This is a genomic window from Cronobacter sp. HA18006, assembly GCF_011605445.1.
GTDB classification, from domain to species: Bacteria; Pseudomonadota; Gammaproteobacteria; order Enterobacterales; family Enterobacteriaceae; genus Cronobacter; species Cronobacter sakazakii.
On the sequence record NZ_JAANQB010000011.1, the window covers coordinates 206,018 to 228,569 of the forward strand.

The 22,552-nt window shown below is 57.8% G+C and carries 22 protein-coding genes; 16 read left to right on the forward strand and 6 right to left on the reverse strand.

Going from position 1 to position 22,552, the window contains the following annotated elements:
- The first annotated feature begins 1 nt into the window (after position 1).
- Positions 2–1,537, forward strand: a complete 1,536-nt coding sequence (murJ, locus tag G9X48_RS02730) for a murein biosynthesis integral membrane protein MurJ (protein WP_007866771.1) — start codon at positions 2–4, stop codon at positions 1,535–1,537.
- A gap of 157 nt (positions 1,538–1,694) precedes the next feature.
- Here murJ and flgN read toward each other — a convergent pair whose 3' ends face one another.
- From flgN to flgA, 3 genes are all read right to left on the reverse strand, one after another.
- Positions 1,695–2,120 (reverse strand): flagella biosynthesis chaperone FlgN, encoded by a 426-nt coding sequence (flgN, locus tag G9X48_RS02735; RefSeq protein WP_004385219.1) that lies wholly within the window; start codon positions 2,118–2,120, stop codon positions 1,695–1,697.
- 3 nt (positions 2,121–2,123) lie between these two features.
- On the reverse strand, positions 2,124–2,417 hold the full coding sequence (gene flgM / locus G9X48_RS02740; protein WP_004385218.1) for a flagellar biosynthesis anti-sigma factor FlgM: 294 nt from the start codon (positions 2,415–2,417) through the stop codon (positions 2,124–2,126).
- Between the two features lie 96 nt (positions 2,418–2,513).
- A complete protein-coding gene (flgA, locus tag G9X48_RS02745; RefSeq protein WP_097640875.1) occupies positions 2,514–3,173 on the reverse strand; it encodes a flagellar basal body P-ring formation chaperone FlgA in 660 nt (219 codons plus the stop codon).
- A 153-nt stretch (positions 3,174–3,326) separates the two neighbouring features.
- Here flgA and flgB point away from each other — a divergent pair, with 153 nt between their 5' ends.
- From flgB to flgL, 11 genes are all read left to right on the forward strand, one after another.
- Positions 3,327–3,740, forward strand: a complete 414-nt coding sequence (flgB, locus tag G9X48_RS02750; protein ID WP_004385215.1) for a flagellar basal body rod protein FlgB — start codon at positions 3,327–3,329, stop codon at positions 3,738–3,740.
- Positions 3,741–3,753: 13 nt separating this feature from the next.
- Positions 3,754–4,158: a flagellar basal body rod protein FlgC gene (gene flgC / locus G9X48_RS02755; RefSeq protein WP_004385214.1), complete on the forward strand. Its 405-nt coding sequence runs from the start codon at positions 3,754–3,756 to the stop codon at positions 4,156–4,158.
- 11 nt (positions 4,159–4,169) lie between these two features.
- Positions 4,170–4,850 carry a flagellar hook assembly protein FlgD gene (gene flgD, locus G9X48_RS02760; protein ID WP_004385213.1) on the forward strand — a complete coding sequence of 227 codons (681 nt, stop codon included), beginning with the start codon at positions 4,170–4,172 and terminating at the stop codon, positions 4,848–4,850.
- Between the two features lie 26 nt (positions 4,851–4,876).
- Positions 4,877–6,106 (forward strand): flagellar hook protein FlgE, encoded by a 1,230-nt coding sequence (gene flgE / locus G9X48_RS02765; protein WP_007888947.1) that lies wholly within the window; start codon positions 4,877–4,879, stop codon positions 6,104–6,106.
- Positions 6,107–6,126: 20 nt separating this feature from the next.
- Positions 6,127–6,885, forward strand: a complete 759-nt coding sequence (locus G9X48_RS02770) for a flagellar basal body rod protein FlgF (protein WP_004385211.1) — start codon at positions 6,127–6,129, stop codon at positions 6,883–6,885.
- Between the two features lie 16 nt (positions 6,886–6,901).
- On the forward strand, positions 6,902–7,684 hold the full coding sequence (gene flgG / locus G9X48_RS02775; RefSeq protein ID WP_004385210.1) for a flagellar basal-body rod protein FlgG: 783 nt from the start codon (positions 6,902–6,904) through the stop codon (positions 7,682–7,684).
- A 56-nt stretch (positions 7,685–7,740) separates the two neighbouring features.
- Positions 7,741–8,439, forward strand: coding sequence for a flagellar basal body L-ring protein FlgH (gene flgH, locus G9X48_RS02780; RefSeq protein WP_004385209.1), 699 nt, complete (start codon positions 7,741–7,743; stop codon positions 8,437–8,439).
- Between the two features lie 12 nt (positions 8,440–8,451).
- Positions 8,452–9,549, forward strand: coding sequence for a flagellar basal body P-ring protein FlgI (locus G9X48_RS02785; protein WP_004385207.1), 1,098 nt, complete (start codon positions 8,452–8,454; stop codon positions 9,547–9,549).
- The gene (gene flgJ / locus G9X48_RS02790) at positions 9,549–10,514 is read left to right on the forward strand and encodes a flagellar assembly peptidoglycan hydrolase FlgJ (RefSeq protein WP_097640876.1); all 966 of its coding nucleotides are present in this window, start codon (positions 9,549–9,551) and stop codon (positions 10,512–10,514) included. The genes G9X48_RS02785 and flgJ overlap by 1 nt, the downstream gene beginning before the upstream one ends.
- Positions 10,515–10,589: 75 nt before the next feature.
- A complete protein-coding gene (gene flgK / locus G9X48_RS02795) occupies positions 10,590–12,248 on the forward strand; it encodes a flagellar hook-associated protein FlgK (RefSeq protein WP_007888943.1) in 1,659 nt (552 codons plus the stop codon).
- Positions 12,249–12,262: 14 nt separating this feature from the next.
- Positions 12,263–13,225: a flagellar hook-associated protein FlgL gene (gene flgL / locus G9X48_RS02800; RefSeq protein ID WP_014729144.1), complete on the forward strand. Its 963-nt coding sequence runs from the start codon at positions 12,263–12,265 to the stop codon at positions 13,223–13,225.
- An 81-nt stretch (positions 13,226–13,306) separates the two neighbouring features.
- On the opposite strand, the gene G9X48_RS02805 is transcribed toward flgL, so the two are convergent.
- Positions 13,307–14,539: an MFS transporter gene (locus G9X48_RS02805; protein ID WP_097640877.1), complete on the reverse strand. Its 1,233-nt coding sequence runs from the start codon at positions 14,537–14,539 to the stop codon at positions 13,307–13,309.
- A gap of 115 nt (positions 14,540–14,654) precedes the next feature.
- Between G9X48_RS02805 and G9X48_RS02810 the strand changes: the two genes are divergently transcribed.
- A complete protein-coding gene (locus G9X48_RS02810) occupies positions 14,655–15,626 on the forward strand; it encodes a LysR family transcriptional regulator (protein ID WP_097640878.1) in 972 nt (323 codons plus the stop codon).
- Positions 15,627–15,649: 23 nt separating this feature from the next.
- Here the strand turns inward: G9X48_RS02810 and rne are convergent, their stop codons facing one another.
- Positions 15,650–18,835, reverse strand: coding sequence for a ribonuclease E (gene rne / locus G9X48_RS02815; protein WP_097640879.1), 3,186 nt, complete (start codon positions 18,833–18,835; stop codon positions 15,650–15,652).
- A gap of 567 nt (positions 18,836–19,402) precedes the next feature.
- Here rne and rluC point away from each other — a divergent pair.
- Positions 19,403–20,356 (forward strand): 23S rRNA pseudouridine(955/2504/2580) synthase RluC, encoded by a 954-nt coding sequence (gene rluC / locus G9X48_RS02820; RefSeq protein ID WP_007888936.1) that lies wholly within the window; start codon positions 19,403–19,405, stop codon positions 20,354–20,356.
- Positions 20,357–20,480: 124 nt separating this feature from the next.
- Positions 20,481–21,197 carry a DUF3053 family protein gene (locus tag G9X48_RS02825; protein WP_007888935.1) on the forward strand — a complete coding sequence of 239 codons (717 nt, stop codon included), beginning with the start codon at positions 20,481–20,483 and terminating at the stop codon, positions 21,195–21,197.
- 57 nt (positions 21,198–21,254) lie between these two features.
- On the opposite strand, the gene G9X48_RS02830 is transcribed toward G9X48_RS02825, so the two are convergent.
- On the reverse strand, positions 21,255–21,842 hold the full coding sequence (locus G9X48_RS02830) for a nucleoside triphosphate pyrophosphatase (RefSeq protein ID WP_097640880.1): 588 nt from the start codon (positions 21,840–21,842) through the stop codon (positions 21,255–21,257).
- A gap of 140 nt (positions 21,843–21,982) precedes the next feature.
- Here G9X48_RS02830 and yceD point away from each other — a divergent pair, with 140 nt between their 5' ends.
- Positions 21,983–22,504, forward strand: coding sequence for a 23S rRNA accumulation protein YceD (yceD, locus tag G9X48_RS02835; RefSeq protein WP_007782922.1), 522 nt, complete (start codon positions 21,983–21,985; stop codon positions 22,502–22,504).
- The last annotated feature ends 48 nt before the right edge of the window (positions 22,505–22,552 follow it).

Below are 22,552 nucleotides of genomic sequence, written 5' to 3' on the forward strand. Positions count from 1 at the left end.
AATGAATTTACTGAAGTCGCTGGCTGCGGTCAGCTCGATGACGATGTTTTCCCGCGTGCTCGGGTTTGCGCGCGACGCCATTGTGGCGCGGGTGTTCGGGGCCGGGATGGCGACCGACGCCTTCTTCGTGGCGTTTAAACTGCCGAACCTGCTGCGTCGCATCTTCGCCGAAGGCGCGTTCTCGCAGGCGTTTGTGCCGATCCTCGCCGAATATAAAAGCAAGCAGGGCGAAGACGCCACGCGCGTGTTTGTGGCCTATGTCTCTGGCCTGCTGACGCTGGCGCTCTTTGTGGTGACGATAGCCGGCATGCTGGCCGCACCCTGGGTGATTCTGGTGACCGCGCCGGGTTTTGCTGATACGGCCGATAAATTCGCGCTCACTTCGTCGCTGTTGCGTATTACCTTTCCTTATATTCTGCTGATTTCGCTGGCCTCGCTCGCGGGTGCGATTCTTAACACCTGGAACCGTTTTTCGGTGCCGGCGTTTGCGCCCACGTTTCTTAATATCAGCATGATCGGTTTTGCACTTTTCGCCGCGCCATATTTTAACCCGCCGGTGCTGGCGCTCGCGTGGGCGGTCACGGTCGGCGGCGTGTTGCAGCTCGTTTATCAACTGCCGCACCTGAAGAAAATCGGCATGCTGGTGCTGCCGCGCATTAACTTTAAAGATGCGGGCGCGATGCGCGTTATGAAACAGATGGGGCCGGCCATTCTCGGCGTGTCGGTGAGCCAGATCTCGCTCATCATCAACACGATTTTCGCCTCGTTTCTGGTCTCCGGCTCGGTCTCCTGGATGTATTACGCTGACCGCCTGATGGAGTTTCCGTCCGGCGTACTGGGCGTGGCGCTCGGGACTATCCTGCTGCCCTCGCTGTCGAGAAGTTTCGCGAGCGGTAATCATGACGAGTATTCGCGCCTGATGGACTGGGGGCTGCGCCTGTGTTTTTTACTGGCGCTGCCAAGCGCGGTGGCGCTCGGCATTCTTGCTAAACCGCTGACCGTTTCGCTGTTCCAGTACGGCAAATTCTCCGGTCACGACGCGCTGATGACCCAACAGGCGCTGGTGGCGTACTCGGTCGGACTGATGGGGCTGATTGTGGTGAAAGTGCTCGCGCCGGGGTTCTATTCGCGCCAGGACATCAAAACGCCGGTGAAAATCGCCATCGTGACGCTCATCATGACCCAGGTGATGAACCTCGCGTTTATCGGGCCGCTGAAACATGCGGGGCTGGCGCTCTCGATTGGTCTTGCGGCCTGTCTTAACGCGAGCCTGCTCTACTGGCAGCTGCGTAAGCGTAAAATTTTCCAGCCGCAGCCGGGGTGGGGAGCATTTTTAACGCGGCTGATTATCGCGGTGCTGGTGATGTCCGCGGCGCTTATCGGCGTGATGCATTTCATGCCGGACTGGGCGCAGGGCAGCATGCCGCTGCGTCTGCTGCGTCTTGCGGGCGTGGTAGTCGCAGGCGTTATCGCGTATTTCGCGACGCTCACCGTGCTTGGCTTCCGCGTGCGGGATTTCGCGCGTCGTACGGTGTAAACCGAACGGCGGTAAACGCTGTTACAAAAACGCGCCAGTGGGTTTCCCCGGCGCGTTTTTTTATAGGCGATTTTCAGTGTGCTTTTATTCAGATGTGAAAAAACCTTCCGGCAGGATTTCCCTGCCGGAATGGCGTTTTTTACCCGTAACCTTGCGGTCAGATGGCGATTTTCTTCCCGCCGCGATGCATATTCGCGGCAGTCTGCCCGTTCGCGCCGTAAAGCGCTGGCTCTTGCATCGGCTTTAACACCGCCAGCGCCTGCTGGTTACGCGCCATTTGCCCTTCGAGCAACCAGCCGTTATGCATATTTAAATCGCGCAGGTGCAGGGTTTTCTGAGTGATCGTCTGCCAGCGTTGCGCCATGTCCGGCGGCGCGTCACGGTGCGTTTTCTGTTCGCTGCGGCGCTGCTGTTCAAGATAGTCCAGCGTGGCCAGCAGCGAGCTTTTCTCTTCAGTGATGCGCTGAAGCGCACTGCTGTTGAGACTGCCCGCGGATAACTGCTGCTGCTCCGCATCCATCACAGATTTCAGCGAATTCAGGACAGTTGTCATTTGGTCTAACACTTCTGACAGACGGCTCATAGGTTATTTATCCTGCAAGAAACTCTGAGCTTCCTGGATAAGCGCATCGGCGATTTTGCCGGTGTCCATTTTCAGCTCGCCATTACGAATGGCGGCCTTCAGCGCTTCCACACGCTCAACGTTGATATCATCAGCGCCTGGCTTCATCAGTTTTGCCTGGGCGCCGCTTAAGGTGACGCTGGCGCTGCCAGCCGCCGCGGTTTCCGTCGGACGGGCTTTCGGTGCCTGCGGTTCACTGTTTTCGCGCGGTTGCACCGTACTCACTGGTTTCAGGGGTGACGTGCGTTCAATGCTCATTGATTTTTTCCTCATAGAGGGGCTCGCGGCGTAGAGCCGATATTCATCGTTAGTTGATTAACTATATCGGCAGCCACGATGAATTCTTTATAAAGATTACAGGTTAATCAGAATAATCCCATCAGAACCCACGATGCCGCTGACCACCTGGCCTGAGGCCATTCTGACCCGGGCGTTTTGCGCCACCGCCGCATTGTTGAGGGCGCGGCCTTCGCCATTGATGCTAAAGCCTTCGCCGTTGGCGAGGATCTGGACTTGCTGACCCGCTTTTACGCGCCAGGACTGACGCACCATCGACAGCATCACCGGCTGGTTTGCCGCGAGGTCACGCAGAGTAACAGCTTCGCGCGCCTGGTCAAGATTGAGCATAGCGTTTGGCGGCAGGAGATCCAGACGGCCGCGTTCCAGGCGGATGTTAGACTCATCCAGCATGCCGCCGCGCGCGACAGGCTGACTGGCCACCACGTAGTTTCCGAAGGCCTGAACATTCACCTGCATGTACCGTTTCTGCTCGCCGCAACGCACCTGCACGCTGAGGTTTCCCCATAAACGCGCGTTGCCCGGCAAGCTGAAATCAGGATTGTCGCAGGTGAGTCTCTGCGGCTCCGGCGTTTTCACCGTCACCACTACCGCATCGCTAATTCCTGCCAGACGCTGCAGAAAAAACGGCGTCAGCTGCGCGTTGAGCGCATCGGCGAAAATGCCGGGACTTAACAGCAGTAAACCCGCGGCGAGACAGAATTTCAGGCTCTTCATTGCACTTCTCCACTTTCGGAACAGGGAGGATTCTACTCTGCTCTGTTTTTGTTCAAGGCAACAAATAGCGACGCATTTTGCGTTTATTCCAACGATAACGCACGCGTGAGGAACAGTAAGCTGTGCACACTCACCAGACTAAGTGGAGGAATCATGCTCGATAAACTGGACGCCGCGCTGCGCTTCCAACAGGAAGCTATCAATTTACGCGCTCAGCGTCAGGAGATTCTGGCGGCCAATATCGCCAACGCCGATACCCCAGGTTATCAGGCGCGCGATATTGATTTCGCCAGCCAACTGAAAAAAGTGATGGATCAGGGCCGCGCGTCAGGCAGCACCATGACGCTCGCTATGACTTCATCGCGCCATATTCCGGCTCAGGCGTCGACCGGCGCTTCTCTTGATTTGCTGTACCGCGTGCCGGATCAGCCGTCTATGGATGGCAACACCGTCGATATGGACCGTGAGCGTACCCAGTTTGCTGACAATAGCCTGAAGTATCAGACCGATCTGCAGGTTCTTGGCGGCCAAATCAAAAGCATGATGTCCGTGCTGCAGCAACAGTAAGGGTTAAAAAGCGATGGCGCTTTTAAATATTTTCGACATTGCCGGTTCCGCGATGACCGCGCAATCCAAACGCATGAACGTGGCGGCAAGTAACCTTGCCAACGCCGACAGTGCGACCGGGCCGGATGGTCAGCCTTATCGCGCAAAGCAGGTGGTTTTCCAGGTTGACGCCGCACCAGGTGCTGCGACCGGCGGTGTAAAGGTGACGGATGTCGTGGAAAGCCAGGCTCCGGACAAACTGGTCTACGAGCCAGGCAACCCGCTGGCGGATGCCAAGGGGTATGTCCGTATGCCGAACGTTGACGTGGTCGGCGAGATGGTGAACTCCATGTCCGCCTCCCGCAGCTACCAGGCCAACGTTGAAGTGCTGAACACCGTGAAAAGCATGATGCTGAAAACGCTCACGCTCGGTCAATAAAGGAGAAAACAATGTCGGTTACGTCCAGCATTAACGAAAGTTACAGCACCAGCAGTACCAGCAGCGCAACCGCAGGCAGCAGTCTGACCGGGAGCAACGCCTCGGATCTGCAAAGCAGCTTCCTGACGCTTTTGGTGGCGCAGCTGAAAAACCAGGACCCCACCAACCCGATGCAGAACAACGAACTGACCACGCAGCTTGCGCAGATCAGCACCGTGAGCGGCATCGAGAAACTGAACACCACGCTCGGATCTATCTCCGGCCAGATCGATAACAGCCAGTCGCTTGCGGCGAGCGCGCTTATCGGTCACGGCGTGATGATCCCGGGCAGCACCATTCTGACCGGCAAAGAGACCACGACACCGTTTGGCGTCGAGTTGCAACAGGCCGCAGATAAAGTTACCGCCACTGTCACTGATAAGAGCGGGAAAGTCGTTCGTACCATCGAAATCGGCGCGCTGAGCGCTGGCGTTCATACCTTCTCATGGGATGGCACGATGAGCGACGGCACTAAGGCGCCGGATGGCTCCTACAACGTCTCCATTGCCGCAAGCAACGGAGGCACCCAGCTGGTCGCACAGCCGCTTAACTTCGCGCTGGTGAACGGCATTACGCGAAGCAACGGCGCGAGCCTGCTGGATCTCGGCACCTACGGGACCACCACACTCGACCAGGTACGGCAAATTATTTAAGCCTTCAATCTTATCAGGAGTAAGAAATGGCCTTTTCACAAGCGGTCAGCGGTCTGAATGCTGCCAGCACCAACCTCGACGTTATCGGCAACAACATTGCCAACTCCGCCACTTATGGTTTTAAGTCTGGCTCCGTCTCTTTCGCCGACATGTTTGCCGGTTCGAAAGCGGGCCTCGGCGTTAAAGTTGCGGGTATCACCCAGGACTTCGGCGACGGTGTGACCACCAACACCGGCCGTAAGCTCGACGTAGCTATCAGCCAGAACGGTTTTTTCCGTCTGCTTGACAGCAACGGCGGCGTATTCTACAGCCGTAACGGCCAGTTCAAACTGGACGAAAAAAGCAACCTGGTGAACATGCAGGGTATGCAGGTGACCGGCTACCCGGCAACCGGCACCCCGCCGACCATTCAGCAGGGCGCAGACCCGATTCCGCTGACCATCCCGACCGCGCAGATGCCGGCAAGCCAGACCACCAGCGCGAACTTCGTGATGAACCTGAACTCCTCTGACGATGTTCCGGCGCAGTCTCCGTTCGATCCGGCTAACTCCAGCACCTTTAACAAAAGCGTGCCGCTGACCGTTTACGATAGCCTCGGTAACGAACACAACCTGAAGCTGTACTACGTGAAAACCGCGGATAACCAGTGGGATGTCTATAACAACGACACCAGCGTAAGCGGCTCAACACCGACCAAACTGACCAGCCTGACTTTCAGCGACAGCGGCGCTCTGACCAGCATCACCAACGCGGCGCCGGCGGGCTCCCAGCAGGTGCCGATTTCTGTGGCGTCCCTGAACGGCTCCGCGGCATTCACCTTCAGCATGAACCTGACCGGCACCACTCAGCAGAACTCCGGCGCTAACGTCCTCCTGACCTCCAACCAGAACGGCTACAAGCCGGGCGACCTGGTGGGTTATCAGGTAAACGAAGATGGCAGCCTGGTGGGTAACTACTCCAACGAGAAGAGCCAGCTTTTGGGTCAGATCGTGCTGGCGAACTTCGCCAACCCGGAAGGTCTCTCTTCCCAGGGCGATAACGTCTGGTCTGCAAGCACCGCCTCTGGCGTGGCGCTGCTGGGCTCTGCCGGTACCGGCAACTTCGGCAAGCTGACCAGCGGCGCGCTCGAAGCGTCCAACGTCGACCTGAGTAAAGAACTGGTCAACATGATCGTCGCGCAGCGTAACTACCAGTCGAACGCGCAGACCATCAAGACTCAGGACCAGATCCTCAATACCCTGGTTAACCTGCGCTAATTGTCTGAAGGGATGGCTTAATGGATCACGCAATTTATACCGCCATGGGCGCCGCCAGCCAGACGCTGAACCAGCAGTCTGTCACGGCTAGCAACCTGGCCAACGCATCAACGCCTGGCTTTCGTGCTCAGCTCAACGCGCTGCGCGCCGTGCCGGTAGAAGGGCTGTCATTGCCAACCCGCACGCTGGTCACGGCGTCCACCCCTGGCGTGAATATGAGCCAGGGGTCGCTCGACTATACCTCCCGTCCGCTGGACGTTGCCATTCAGGGCAGCGACGGCTGGCTGGCGGTGCAGGCACCCGATGGCACCGAAGCGTATACCCGCAACGGTAACATCCAGCGCACGGCGACCGGTCAGCTCACCATTCAGGGAAATCCTGTGATGGGTGAGGGCGGTCCGGTCGTGGTGCCGGAAGGCGCGGAAGTCACGATCGCCGCCGACGGTACGATTTCCGTACTGAACCCGGGCGACGCCCCGAACACTATCGCGCCGGTGGGCCGTCTGAAGATGGTTAAAGCCAGCGCGAAGGAAGTGGTTCGCGGCGACGACGGACTGTTTCGTTTAAACCAGCAGGCGCAGACCGCCCGCGGCGCGACGTTGCAGGCCGACCCGACTGTCACTCTGATGTCCGGGGTGCTGGAAGGCAGTAACGTGAAACCCGTGGAAGCCATGACCGACATGATAGCCAACGCCCGTCGCTTCGAGATGCAGATGAAAATCATCACCAGCGTCGATGAAAACGAGCAGCGCGCTAATCAGTTATTGTCGATAAGTTAATCAACAGGACGACACTATGATCAGTTCCTTATGGATTGCCAAAACCGGCCTCGACGCCCAGCAAACCAATATGGACGTTATCGCCAACAACCTGGCGAACGTCAGCACCAACGGTTTTAAACGTCAGCGCGCGGTGTTTGAAGATCTGCTTTACCAGACCATCCGCCAGCCGGGCGCGCAGTCTTCTGAACAGACGACGCTGCCTTCCGGCCTGCAGATTGGTACCGGTGTGCGCCCTGTCGCCACCGAGCGTCTGCACACGCAGGGCAACCTGTCTCAGACCAACAACAGCAAAGATGTCGCGATTAAAGGCCAGGGCTTCTTCCAGGTTCTGCTGCCGGACGGCACCTCCGCGTATACCCGCGACGGTTCTTTCCAGGTGGATCAGAACGGCCAGCTCGTGACCGCGGGCGGTTTCCAGGTTCAGCCGGCTATCACCATTCCTGCGAACGCGCTGAGCATCACCGTCGGTCGCGACGGCGTGGTGAGCGTGACCCAGCAGGGAACGGCGGCGCCGGTACAGGTCGGCCAGATCAACCTGACCACCTTTATGAACGACAGCGGTCTGGAAAGCATTGGTGAAAACCTCTACACCGAAACCCAGTCCTCCGGCACGCCGAACGAAAGCACGCCGGGCCTGAACGGTGCAGGGCTGCTGTATCAGGGTTATGTCGAAACCTCTAACGTCAACGTGGCGGAAGAGCTGGTCAATATGATCCAGGTACAGCGCGCTTACGAGATCAACAGTAAAGCGGTTTCCACCACTGACCAGATGCTGCAAAAACTGACGCAACTCTAAAGCCTGTTTCGGTGTGGCGTAATGCCACACCGAACGCCACTACGAAGATGAAAGCAATGCAAAAGACCGGTGCGCAACTCTGCCCTATCGCGATAGCTCTCGCATTAACCCTGTCGGGCTGTGCGTGGGTGCCTTCTACTCCGCTGGTTCAGGGCGCGACGACCGCGCAGCCCGCACCTGCCCCCGCGCCGGTGGTTAACGGTTCCATTTTCCAGTCCGTACAGCAGATTAACTACGGTTATCAACCGCTGTTCGAAGATCGTCGTCCGCGTAACGTCGGCGATACGCTCACCATTGAGCTGCAAGAAAACGTCAGCGCGAGCAAGAGCTCGTCGGCAAACGCCAGCCGCGACGGCAAGACCAGTTTTGGTCTCGATACTGTTCCTCGCTATCTGCAGGGCCTCTTTGGCAATGCGCGCGCCGATGTCAGCGCATCCGGCGGCAATACCTTTAATGGCAAAGGCGGCGCTAACGCCAGCAACACCTTCAGCGGCACGCTTACCGTGACCGTCGATCAGGTTCTCGCCAACGGCAACCTGCACGTGGTCGGTGAAAAACAGATTGCCATTAACCAGGGCACAGAATTTATCCGCTTCTCGGGCGTGGTTAACCCTCGCACCATTAGCGGCAGCAACACGGTACCGTCCACGCAGGTGGCGGATGCCCGCATTGAATATGTCGGCAACGGCTACATCAACGAAGCGCAGAACATGGGATGGCTACAGCGTTTCTTCCTTAATTTATCGCCGATGTAACAGAGGTGAAAAATGTTTAAATCGCTTACAGGATTCCTGCTGTTGCTCGTCGCGACGTTCGCGCAGGCTGACCGCATTCGTGACTTAACCACCGTACAGGGCGTACGTGAAAACTCCCTGATTGGCTACGGCCTGGTGGTGGGCCTTGACGGCACCGGCGACCAGACGACCCAGACGCCGTTTACCACTCAGAGCCTGAACAACATGCTCTCGCAGCTCGGGATCACCGTTCCGGCGGGCACTAACATGCAGCTGAAAAACGTGGCGGCCGTGATGGTCACCGCCTCTTACCCGGCGTTCGCACGCCAGGGGCAGGCCATCGACGTGGTGGTCTCCTCAATGGGTAACGCCAAAAGTCTTCGCGGCGGTACGCTCCTGATGACGCCGCTGAAAGGCGTCGATAACCAGGTGTACGCGCTGGCGCAGGGCAACATTCTGATTGGCGGCGCGGGCGCTTCCGCAGGTGGCAGCAGCGTGCAGGTGAACCAGCTTAACGGCGGGCGTATTACCAACGGCGCGGTAATCGAGCGCGAACTGCCGACGCAGTTCGGCTCCGGCAACACCATTAACCTGCAGCTCAATAATGATGACTTTACGCTGGCGCAGCAGATTGCCGACACCATTAACCGCGCGCGCGGCTATGGCTCCGCGGTACCGCTGGACGCCCGTACCGTTCAGGTACGCGCACCGACCGGCGGCAGCTCGCAGGTGCAGTTACTGGCAGGCATTCAGAACCTTGAAGTGAATGTCGCGGTGCAGGACGCCAAAGTCATTATTAACTCGCGTACCGGCTCGGTGGTGATGAACCGTGAAGTGGCACTCGACAGCTGTGCGGTCGCGCAGGGCAACCTCTCTGTGACGGTTAACCAGCAGGCCAACGTCAGCCAGCCGAATACGCCATTTGGTGGCGGCCAGACGGTCGTGACGCCGCAAACCCAGATCGACATGCGCCAGAGTGGCGGTGCGCTGCAACGCGTTACCTCCAGCGCCAACCTGAACAGCGTGGTACGTGCGCTTAACGCGCTGGGCGCCACGCCGATGGATCTGATGTCGATTCTGCAATCCATGCAAAGCGCGGGCTGTCTGCGCGCCAAACTGGAAATCATCTGATGCTGACTGATAGCAAATTACTGTCCAGCGCCGCCTTTGACGCGCAATCACTGAATGACCTGAAAGCGAAGGTTTCAAAGGATCCGAACGGCAACCTGAAATCGGTTGCCCGTCAGATGGAAGGGATGTTCGTGCAAATGATGCTGAAAAGCATGCGCGAAGCGCTGCCCAAGGATGGGCTGTTCAGTAGCGATCAGACCCGGCTTTACACCAGTATGTACGATCAGCAAATCGCCCAGCAGATGACGGCGGGCAAAGGCTTAGGCCTCGCTGACATGATGGTCAAACAGATGGGCGGCGAGGCGGCTTCCAGCGAGCAGCCCGCTGCCGCGGCGGATAACGTGGCTCAGGTGCCGATGAAGTTTGATATCGACACCATGAACAGCTACCGCAACCAGGCGATTACCCAGATTGTGCGCCAGGCGATGCCGAAAGCGCCGACCAACGAAGAGCCGCTCTCCGGCGACAGCAAAGACTTCCTGGCGCAGCTTTCGCTGCCTGCGAAACTTGCGAGCCAGCAGAGCGGCGTGCCTCATCACCTGATTCTGGCGCAGGCCGCGCTGGAATCCGGCTGGGGCCAGCGCCAGATCCGCAAAGAGAACGGCGAGCCGAGCTTTAACATTTTCGGCGTGAAGGCGACATCGTCCTGGAAAGGGCCGGTGACCGAAATTACCACCACCGAATATGAAAACGGCGAAGCGAAAAAAGTGAAGGCGAAGTTCCGCGTTTACGGCTCTTATCTTGAGGCGCTGTCCGATTACGTGGGCATGCTGACGCGCAACCCGCGCTATGCGGCGGTGACTACGGCCGCGTCGGCGGAAGAGGGCGCGCAAGCGTTGCAGAATGCCGGTTACGCGACCGATCCGAACTACGCCCGCAAGCTGACCAGCATGATCCAGCAGATGAAATCGCTCGGTGAAAAAGTGAGCAAGGCGTACAACCAGGATATCTCGTCGCTGTTCTGAAACCACTCAAGTTCTCTTAAGCGCTGCCGATAATTATCGTCAGGACCCGCATATGAATGTTCAAAAGGAACCTCCATGTCCAGTAGCTTAATTAATAGCGCCATGAGTGGCCTGAGTGCGGCACAAACCGCACTGAGCACGGTGAGCAATAACATTTCTAACTATAACGTCGCAGGCTATACCCGCCAGACCACCGTTCTGGGGCAGTCTAACAGCACCATGACGCAGGGCGGCTGGGTCGGCAACGGCGTTTATGTTTCTGGTATTCAGCGTGAATATGATGCGTTCATCACCAATCAGCTGAACGCCGCGCAAAACCAGAGCAGCGGCTTAACCACCCGCTATGAGCAGATGTCGAAAATCGACGATATGGTCTCTGGCACCACCAACAATATCTCCACCACTATGCAGGATTTCTTCAAAAGCCTGCAGACGCTGGCCAGCAACGCCGAAGATCCGGCAGCGCGTCAGACCCTGCTCGGTAAAGCTGACGGTCTGGTAAACCAGTTTAAAGTGGTGGATCAGTATCTGCGCGACCAGGATAAACAGGTCAATACGGCCGTGACCGCCAGCGTCCAGCAGATCAACAACTACGCGACCCAGATTGCGTCGCTGAACGAACAGATCACCCGCCTGACCGGTATGGGCGCGGGCGCGTCGCCAAACGATCTGCTGGATCAGCGCGATCAGCTGGTGAGCGAACTGAATAAAATCGTCGGCGTGGATGTGTCCGTTCAGGACGGCAACACCTTTAACGTGACGATGGCGAACGGCTATAACCTGGTGCAGGGCAGTAAGGCAAGCCAGGTGGCTGCCGTGCCGTCCAGCGCCGATCCGTCTCGTACGACGATTGCATTTGTCGACAAGACCGCCGGGAACATTGAGATCCCGGAAAAGCTGGTCACCAGTGGTTCACTGGGCGGCCTGTTCGCCTTCCGCAGCGAAGATCTCGATCAGGCGCGTAATAACCTTGGCCAGATAGCGCTGGCTTTTGGTGACGCGTTCAACAAACAACACGAAGCGGGCTTTGACGCTAACGGCGACGCCGGTAAGGCTTTCTTTAAGCTCGGTTCTCCGGCGGCCATGAGCAACGCGCGTAACACGGGCTCCGCTTCGCTGACGGCAAGCATTACCGACAGCACGGCGGTGAAAGCCAGCAACTACCAGATGGCGTATGACGGCACGAACTGGAAAGTGACGCGTCTGTCTGACAACGTCACCGTGAACGCGACGCCGACCACCGATGGTGCCGGCAACGTGACCGCGCTGGAGTTTGACGGCCTGAAGATCGGCATTACGGGCGCGGCTGCGAACAAAGATACCTTCATCGTGAAGCCGGTTAACGACGTCATCATCAGCATGGATGTGAATGTCCATGACGAGTCTGAAATCGCGATGGCGTCAGACGCGACCTCTGGCGAGAGCGACAACCGTAACGGCAAAGCGCTGCTGGATCTGCAAAACAGCAAAGTCGTCGGCGGCAGCAAAACGTTTAACGATGCTTACGCGGCGTTTATCAGTGAAGTGGGTAACAAAACCAACACGCTGAAAAGCTCCAGTACGACCCAGACTAACGTGGTCACGCAGTTGACTAACCAGCAGCAGTCCATTTCCGGGGTTAACCTGGATGAAGAATACGGCAACCTGCAACGCTATCAGCAGTACTACATGGCGAATGCTCAGGTGCTGCAAACCGCGTCCGCGCTGTTTGACGCGCTTCTCCAGATTCGCTAACAGGGAACCGAACGATGCGTATTAGTACACAAATGATGTATCAGCAGAACATGCGGGGCATTACCGACTCGCAGAGTACCTGGCTGAAATACGGTGAGCAGATGTCCACCGGTAAACGCGTTAACCGTCCGTCTGACGATCCAATCGCCGCAGCCCAGGCTGTGGTGCTCTCCCAGGCACAGGCGCAGAACGAGCAGTACACCCAGGCACGTACCTTCGCGACGCAGAAAGTGTCGCTGGAGTCGAGCGTCCTGTCTCAGGTGACCAGCGTTATCACCTCCGCGCAGGAAAAAATCGTTTACGCGAACAACGGTACGCTGAGCGACACCGACCGCGCGTCGGTCGCAACTGACCTGCAGGGGATGCGCGATCAGCTGCTGAACCTGGCAAACAGCACCGATGGTAATGGCCGCTATATTTTCGCAGGCTATAAAACCGATGCCGCGCCGTTCTCCGGTACGCCTGGCAACATTACCTATAACGGCGGCACCGAAAACATCACGCAGCAGGTGGATTCCGCGCGCACGATGGTTATCGGCCATACCGGCGATCTGGTGTTCAACCGTATCACCAGCAACGCCAAGCCGGAGCCGGATGGATCGCCGAGCGAAACCAACCTGTTTAAAATGCTCGACTCCGCTATCGCCGCGCTGAAAACGCCGATGGAAGGTGCGGATGAGACGACCCAGCAGGGCCTGCTGGACGCCGTCTCCAAAACCTCGCGTGGGCTTAGCAACGCCCTGGATAACGTCGGCACCGTACTGGCGGAAGTCGGTACTCAGCAGAAAGAGCTGGAAAACCTCGATCAGTTGGGCGCGGAACGTACGCTGGGCCAGACGGCGCAGATGAGTAACCTGGTGGATGTGGACTGGAACTCGGCCATCTCCTCCTACGTAATGCAGCAGGCGGCGCTTCAGGCTTCCTACAAAGCGTTTAGCGATATGCAGGGCATGTCGCTGTTCCAGTTAAATAAGTAAGTTTGTCGATTTGAAGCATGTCATGAAACTGGGCATGCTTAATGTGCCCGCCTCGTTATTCTGAGGCGGGCTTTTTTTTGCTTATTGTGCAGCCTGTTGCGCTGCAATTTCTGTCGGACGCGCTTTCTGTGTGAGGCGAATCACCAGCGCCACGCCGCCTGCAAGCGTTGCCAGCGCCACCACGGCAGGCCAGCCGCCCAGCGCCCAGGCTTTACTGCCGAGCAGTGAACCGAGGGCCATACCCACAAACACACCGGTAAAGAGCAGGGCGTTAAGACGACCGCGCGCTTTCGGCTCAAGGCTATAGACCAGCGTCTGGTGCGCCACCAGCGACGACTGCAACCCTAAATCAAAACCCACCGCCGCGACGGCAATCAGCACTAACTGCATCGAAGGCGAAAGCAGGGGCAGCGCAAACATGGCGGCAAATGAGACCATCACCAGAAGGCTGCCGAGCTGCGTGACACGCGCCGGGCCAAAGCGATCGGACAGCACGCCGGAGAGCGGAGCGGCCAGCGCGCCCGCAGCCCCCGCCAGACCGAAAGCCCCCGCGACGGCGCTTCCCATGTGGAATTTATCGGCCAGCATCACCGCGAGCATCGACCAGAACGCGCTAAAGCCAATCGACAGAAATCCTTGCGCCATCGCCGCGCCGCGCAGCGTCGGGTAGCGTTTCCACAGACCGCCCATCGAGTGCAGGAGGGCCGGGTAGCTCAGCGTTGCATGGGTTTCAAAACGCGGCAGTACGCGCCACAGCACCAGCCCAATGAGCGCGATGCTGGCGGCGGCGAGCTGATACATCACCCGCCAGCCAAAGGCCGCGCTGATAACGCCGCTCACCGAGCGGGAGAGCAGAATGCCAAGCAACAGACCGGTCATCACGGTGCCGACGATTTTACCCTGCTGGCCGGCAGGGGAGAGGATCGCGGCGGCGGGCACGATATCCTGCGCCATGGTCGCCATCATGCCCACCAGCAGGCTTAATACCAGCAGGCTGTGCAATCCGCCGCTCAGGCTGTAGAGCGCCAGCATGACGGCGAGCGCCAGGCATTTCACCAGAATCAGCGTGCGGCGGTCATGGCGATCGCCCAGCGGCAGCAAGAACAGAATACCAAGCGCGTAGCCCGCCTGGGTCAGCGTCGGGATAAGGCCCATGCCGTCAACGCTCAGATGCAGATCGCTGCCGATAAGCGGCAGGATGGGCTGCGCGTAGTAAATCGAGGCGACGCTCAGCCCCGTCGCCATCGCCAGAATCAGTATCAGTAATCGTGAGAGCCCAGGGGCGGGTTGTGCAGCGTTGTTATGGTTATTCATGGTGAAACCCTCGTAAGTAGTCAGTGCGGAGGATTGTCCGCCCGCGGCAGCTGGCGCGGTAGAGGGCGACATGATAAAACGGTTATACGTCTGGCGTATGACAGAGAGAAATAAGATGGGTATTGAGCGTATAGACCGCGTGGAGCTGATGCATACCTTTGTGCGCATTATTGAGAGTGGCTCGCTCTCCGCCGCCGCGCAGCAGATGAATACCACCCAGGCGACCGTCAGCCGTCGGCTGAAATCGCTGGAAGATTTGCTTGGGGCGAGGCTCCTGCTGCGTACCACGCACGCCATGAAGCTCACCGATGACGGCGAGCGCTGCTATCAACATGCGCGCAGCGTGCTGGCGAGCTGGCAGGCGCTTGAGGATGAAATCAAAAACGCCGAAGGGGAGCCGGTTGGCGTCCTGCGTGTACGTGCGCCGCACGCGTTTGGTCAGGATCAGCTTATCGCGCCGCTTACCGCGTTTTTAAACCGTTATCCGGGGCTGTGCGTCGACTGGATGCTGAATGACAAGTCGCCGGACTTTATCAGCGATAACATCGACTGTGCGCTGCACGTCGGCCCGGATATCGACCCGTCGGTGATTGCCGTTGAGCTCGCCGAAGTGCCGCGCATCGTGGTGGCGTCGCCTGAGCTTCTGGCGCGTCACCCGCCCGTCGAGGATATTGACAGCCTCGCCGCGCTGCCGTGGGTGGCGCTCAGCACGTTTTATCGGCGTGAAGTCACGCTGCATCATATTGGGAGCGGCGAGCGGCAGGCATTTACGGTGCTGCCGCGGCTCAGTTCCGACAGCCTGTACGCTATCCGTCGCACGATCCTTAACGGGCTTGGCGTGGGGATGATTTCCGCGTGGGCGGTGGAGGAGGATTTGCGCGAAGGGCGTCTGGTGCAGCTGTTACCGCAGTGGCAGGTGCCCGCGCTACCGGTGTATCTGCTCTATCCGTGGGCGCGTTACTATCCTGCGCGGCTGCGCCGTTTTCTGGAACTGATGAAAGCCGTGATGCCAGAGCTTGCGGGAATGCGGCAGGTGACCGCCACCAAAAAACAGGGGAAAGCAGGCAATAAAAAAGCCGGTCATTGACCGGCTTTTTTGTGCGGGGAAGGTTACTCCACCGGCTGAGGACGCGTTGCAGGGGCAGAGGCCTGATGGGTGGCGCTGTGGCCGCCCGCAGCGCCTTTACCGCTGAACTCGAACGCCGGGCGAACCCAGTCGCTGTGACGCGGCGGCTCCGGGACATATTCCGGTGCCGGTGCGCGGGTCATTGGTGCAGAGGCGACGCTTGCGGACGCGACAGCCACCACCGGCGCTTTCACGTCGTCTTGCGGCGTTTGCGGCGCTTCAACCGGCGCGGCTTCCGGCGCTTTCACCGGCTCATCAGCAATCACTTCTGGCTGAGGTGCCTGTTCAGGCGCGCTTTCTGCGATGACAGCAGAGGTCTCTTCACGAGGCGCTTCGTCAGCGACCGGGGCGTCAGCCGGAACGGCTTCCTGTGCAACCTGCTCAGCGACGGCCTGATCCTGCGATTCGATAAGCTGCGGCTCGGCGTCGACCGGCGCGGCAATCGCTTCAGGATGCGTGGTTTCCACCACCGGCTCCTGCGATGCAGCTTCCACCACAGACGGCTCGACCACCACGGCTTCAGCGACCGGCGCAACCGGTGCTTCAGTCGCCTGGGTTTCAGCCACCGGCGCGGTGTTCTGCTCCAGCTGCTGTTCGTCCTGCTCCTGTACACGCGGCAGCGGGTAGCGGATCCAGACTTTACCGGACGCCATTTCTGGCGACGCGCACGCGACGGTCAGCGGCATTGGCGACTGGGTCGGGTAACGCTCGTCACGGTAGCGACGACGACGCTGGCCACTGACGCGCAGGTGACGCGGGGAACGGCGAGAGCGACGCGGCATACCGGCGTTTTCGCTGCCCGTCTGGTTGGTCTCTTCAGCGACGGCAGGCGTTTCCACGTTGGCAGGCAGCGCCAGCGGTGCGGCTTCTTCACGCGGTTCAGCGACCGGCGCGTCGGTGGTGCCGACAGCTTCTGCTTCCGCTGCGGATTCGATACGCACTTTCTGGCTCAGCTGGCGCGGTTTACGGCGCGGCATTACCTGAACAACGCGATCTTCCTGTTCGGTCTCTTCAACGGCCTCATCACGGTTCAGCGCGCTGACTTCCTGCTGCGCCTGACGTTTCTCTTCAGAACGACGGCGGTTGCGTTCGCGGCGCGGAGATTGCGGCTGATCGTCACGGGATTTCGCCTTATCGGCGGCCTCTTCAGCAACCGGGGTGCGGGTTTCACGTGCCTCGGCGTTCTGCTGTTTCTCACGACGATTACGGCGGTTCTCTTCGCGCGCTTCGCTGTTGTCACGGTTATCGCGATTGTCGCGGTTATCACGGGACGGACGCTCGCCGCGTTCACTGCGATCGCCACGCTCGTTACGGTCGCGACGGTTGTTCTGACGACGACCGTTGCGGCGCTCCTGTTGTTTCTCGTCGCGGTTTTTCGCAGGCTGCTGCTCCGGCTCGCTCGCGACAGGCTGTGCCTGCGGCTCGCTGGCGAACAGGCTCTTCAGCGCGCTGATGGCGCGGCTCAGGAAGCCTTCTTTGGCAGGCGCTGCGGCGTTGACCGGCGCTTTCGGCGCGGCGGTTTCGGCTTTCGGTGCGGCGGTTTCCTGCGGCACTGGCGGCACGTCCGGCATCACGAACGTGGCGAGCGCCGGCTGCTCAGGACGTTTACGCTCGGCGTATTCGTCTTCAGACGGCAGCGCCATCGCTTCTTCATGCAGCTTCGGCAGCATGTAGCTCAGGGTATGCGTCTCTTCGCCTTTACGCACGCGCAGTACGGAGTAGTGCGGCGTTTCCATCTGATCGTTTGGCACGATCACGCAGCGCACGCCGCCCTGACGCGTTTCGATAGCGGTAATCGCTTCACGCTTCTCGTTAAGCAGGTAGGAGGCGATAGGCACCGGAACGATAGCGTGAACTTCCTGGGTGTTCTCTTTCAGCGCTTCTTCTTCAATCAGACGCAGAATGGAGAGCGACAGAGATTCGTTATCGCGGATGGTGCCGGTGCCGCTACAGCGCGGACAGACGTGATGGCTGGATTCGCCAAGCGACGGGCTCAGGCGCTGACGGGACATCTCCAGCAGGCCGAAGCGGGAAATATGGCTAATCTGGATGCGCGCGCGATCCTGACGCACCGCTTCGCGCAGACGGTTTTCCACCGCGCGCTGGTGGCGTACCGGCGTCATATCGATGAAGTCGATAACGATAAGACCGCCTAAGTCACGCAGGCGCAGCTGGCGGGCGATTTCATCCGCCGCTTCCAGGTTGGTGTTAAACGCCGTCTCTTCGATATCGCCGCCGCGGGTCGCGCGGGCGGAGTTGATGTCGATAGCGGTCAGCGCTTCGGTGGTGTCGATAACAATCGAGCCGCCGGACGGCAGACGCACTTCGCGCTGGAAGGCGGACTCAATCTGGGATTCGATCTGATAGTGGCTGAACAGCGGAATTTCACCGGTGTAAAGCTTAATTTTGCTGCTGAAATCCGGACGACCCAGTGCCGCGATGTGCTGGCGGGCCAGCTCAAGCACTTTCGGGTTATCGATAAGGATTTCGCCGATGTCCTGGCGCAGATAGTCGCGAAACGCGCGCACGATGACGTTACTTTCCTGATGGATAAGGAACGGTGCCGGGCGGTTTTCAGCGGCTTTTTTAATGGCTTCCCAGTGCTTGAGGCGGAAGCTTAAATCCCACTGCAGCGCTTCGGCGGATTTACCGACGCCTGCGGTGCGCACGATAAGCCCCATGCCATCCGGCAGTTCCAGGCTTGAAAGCGCTTCTTTAAGCTCGGTGCGATCGTCGCCTTCGATACGGCGAGAGATACCGCCCGCACGCGGGTTGTTCGGCATCAGCACGAGGTAGCTGCCCGCGAGGCTGATAAACGTCGTCAGCGCTGCGCCTTTGTTGCCACGCTCTTCTTTGTCTATCTGAACGATGACTTCCTGGCCTTCGCGCAGGACATCTTTAATATTCGGACGACCATGAGAGGCGTAGTTTGCGGGGAAATATTCGCGGGCGATTTCTTTTAAGGGGAGGAAACCGTGTCTTTCGGCGCCATAATCCACAAATGCGGCTTCGAGACTTGGTTCAATGCGGGTGATTTTGCCTTTGTAGATGTTCGCTTTTTTCTGCTCGTGTCCAGGACTTTCGATATCCAGGTCGTACAGACGTTGCCCATCCACGAGGGCGACGCGCAACTCTTCCTGCTGAGTTGCGTTAATTAGCATTCTTTTCATCGTAACTTACTCGTTATTCTTACATTGACGACAAAGCTGCGGGCATGGTGACGCTGACCGGGAGTGAACCGATGGCCTCGTGACTGTTCGCGCCGTCAACCTCCCGGTTGTCGAACGCTTAAGAGGCGCAGAGTGTCGGTAGCCTGTATTTCAGGTGGAAATACAGCGCAATTATCAGAGGAATGACCGGGATTGTTTCTCCGGAAGCTTCCCTTTACCGGCCAGGCTGCAACCCGCAGCCCGCTAACTGCCTGAAAGTTCAACACGTCTTACGCCATTGCCGCGTGGAAGGACTGTCAGGCAAAACTGGTAATTCCGCAAAATTCCTTGTCTAAACAAGTCTCAACACGGAAAACAGTCGCATTATTCCATTGCTAAGCTTGATATAGCAAGCTGACTTTTGCCCTTTATCACCGACTTACTCACAGTTTTTTAACTTCTTGTTCGTCAGTTCCGCCGAAGCGGTGACAAAACGAACTCATTAGCTGTGTGAATCGATGAGTTAGTAAATATAAGCATATAAAAATGTGTGGCGCTACGGGCATCCGGTATTTAGAATCGCGCACCATGAAAACAGAGACTCCATCCGTAAAAATCGTTGCCGTTTCCGCCGATCAGGCCGGGCAGCGTATCGATAATTTTTTGCGCACCCAGTTGAAAGGCGTGCCAAAAAGCATGATTTACCGCATCCTGCGCAAAGGCGAAGTGCGCGTGAACAAAAAACGCATTAAGCCAGAATATAAGCTCGAAGCGGGCGATGAGGTGCGCATTCCGCCGGTTCGCGTAGCGGAACGCGAAGAAGAGGCGGTTTCCCCGCATTTACAGAAGGTGGCGGCGTTAAGCGACGTTATCCTTTATGAAGATGACCATATTCTGGTGCTGAATAAACCCTCCGGTACGGCCGTACACGGCGGCAGCGGGCTGAGCTTCGGTGTTATCGAGGGGCTGCGCGCGTTGCGCCCTGAGGCGCGTTTCCTGGAGTTGGTACATCGCCTCGATCGCGATACCTCCGGCGTGCTGCTGGTGGCGAAAAAGCGCTCGGCGCTGCGTTCCCTGCATGAACAGTTGCGCGAGAAAGGGATGCAGAAAGATTATCTGGCGCTGGTGCGCGGACAGTGGCAGTCGCATGTGAAAAACGTGCAGGCGCCGCTTCTGAAAAATATTCTGCAAAGTGGCGAGCGTATCGTGCGCGTGAATCAGGAAGGGAAACCCTCCGAGACGCGTTTTAAAGTGGAAGAGCGCTTTGCCATTGCGACGCTGGTACGCTGTAGCCCGGTGACAGGACGCACGCATCAGATCCGCGTTCATACGCAGTACGCGGGCCACCCCATCGCGTTTGACGATCGCTATGGCGACCGCGCGTTTGACGCGCAGCTGGCGTCAACCGGCCTTAACCGGCTTTTCCTGCATGCGGCGGCGCTGCGCTTTGAGCATCCAGGCACTGGCGAGACGATGCGTATTGAAGCGCCACTGGACGACGAACTTAAGCATTGTCTGAAAGTGTTACGCGCGGGCGGCTGACAGCCTCCCGAATGTAGTAGTTCTCAGGTTTGCCTCCCCGCGTTGCGGTTTGAAATGCACTATACTGAACACCCGGCTTCGGCCGGGTGTTTTTTTATACAATTACAACCGCATGGAGATAAAAATGGCCTGGTTACAATCCCGAACATGGAAACGTGTTTTCTTTACCCTGTTTCTGACAGGCATGGTGTGGCAGCTCGCTGGATGCGATAACGATAAAGAACCGGAGCAGCGCAAAGCGTTTATCCAGTTTCTCCAGACTCGCATTCTGCCGTCTGAAAAACTGTCCGTCCCGACGCTGACCGCGCAGGAAAAAGAGAGCTTTGGCAAGTACGCTGATGATTATGCCATTCTTAGCGATTACTCCAGCGAAATGACCACGGCGTTTTCTGGCAACGATCAGGCGATGCGCCAGATGCGCAGCGTGACCAGTGCGAAAGATATGGTGGAAAAGCGCGACACTATCGAGAAATCCCGCAAAGAAGTGGGGAATATCGAGTCAAAACGTGCCGACGCCATGAAGAGCGTGGAAGATCGTTATTCCAAACTGAAACAGCCGGACGACCTGAAAGCGGTGTTTGACCAGGCCTATCAGAAAACCGTGGTGCGCCCGAACGCGCTGCTGACCCAGACGCTGTCGCTGACCGACGCCATTCTTGGCCAGGCGCTGGATATCGGCAACTACCTGAACAGCCTTGGCAATAAAGTGCAGTACACTGGCGCGATGGCGCAGTTTACCGACCAGAAACAGCTGGATCTGTTTAACGAAAAACTGAGCGCGATGCGTGAGAAGCAACAAGAGCTGCTGACCGTTGCGCGCCAGCTGGCAGGCATGCAGTAAGCCTCGCTCTGCACTATAAAAAAGCCCTGCATTGCAGGGCTTTTGCGTTTTAAGCGCTCAGCGATGGGCGAGAGGATCGACCCCTTCGTTTCTGAGCATTTCACAAAGCCGAATGAGAGGCAGGCCCACCAGCGTGTTCGGGTCGCGCCCGTCGAGACGCTCAAAGAGCGTGATGCCAAGCCCTTCGCTTTTAAAACTGCCCGCGCATTGCCACGGCGTTTCGCGATGCAGATAGTTTTCGATTTCACTTGTACTCAGCGAGCGGAAATGGACGTGAAAGGGCTCGCAGTCGACCTGATACGCGCCGGTCTCGCTATTAAAAAGCGCGAGGCCAGTATAAAACGTCACAACGTTACCGCTGGCCTGTTGCAACTGCTTAATCCCATTTTCAAAGGTGTGCGGTTTGCCGGTAATGGTATTATTCAGCACGCAAACCTGATCGCTGCCGATAATCAAATGCCGGGGATATTTCTCCCGCAGCGCTTGCGCTTTTTGCAAAGCCAGCCTTAATACTAATTGTTGTGCGGTTTCATCCGCGTATGGGGTTTCGTCAGTCTCTGGGGCTGTGGTTTCAAACGGTAAACCGAGCTTTTCTAACAGGCTACGGCGGAACGGCGACGTGGAAGCAAGCACGATTGAGGTCATATTTTTCAGGGAAAGATAGCGAATCGATGAGCGCTATTTTAAACTGTCGGCCGCAATGTGTGCGAATAAATGGTAAAAGGTGTTTCAAACCCGCCTTTTTCTTTGACTCTATGACGTTACAAAGTTAATATGCGCGCCCTATGCAAAAGGTAAAATTACCCCTGACTCTTGATCCGGTTCGTACGGCTCAAAAACGCCTCGATTACCAGGGTATCTATACTCCTGAACAGGTAGAGCGTATCGCCGAATCTGTGGTCAGTGTGGACAGCGATGTCGAATGCTCCATGTCGTTCGCTATCGATAACCAGCGTCTCGCCGTGATGAAAGGCGATGCGACGGTTACGGTAACGCTCGCGTGTCAGCGTTGCGGCCAGCCGTTTAGTCATCAAGTCCACACAACGTATTGTTTCAGCCCGATCTCTAACGACGATCAGGCGGAAGCACTCCCGGAAGCGTATGAGCCGATTGAAGTTAATGAATTCGGCGAAATCGACCTGCTGGCAACGGTTGAAGATGAACTCATCCTCGCTCTGCCTGTAGTTCCGGTGCATGATTCTGAACACTGTGAAGTGTCCGAGGCGGACATGGTCTTTGGCGAACTGCCTGAAGAGGCACAGAAACCAAATCCATTTGCCGTGTTAGCCAGTTTAAAGCGTAAGTAATTGGCGTTTCCCGCGCGAGCAGGAATAAGCCGTAATTGAGGAGTAAGG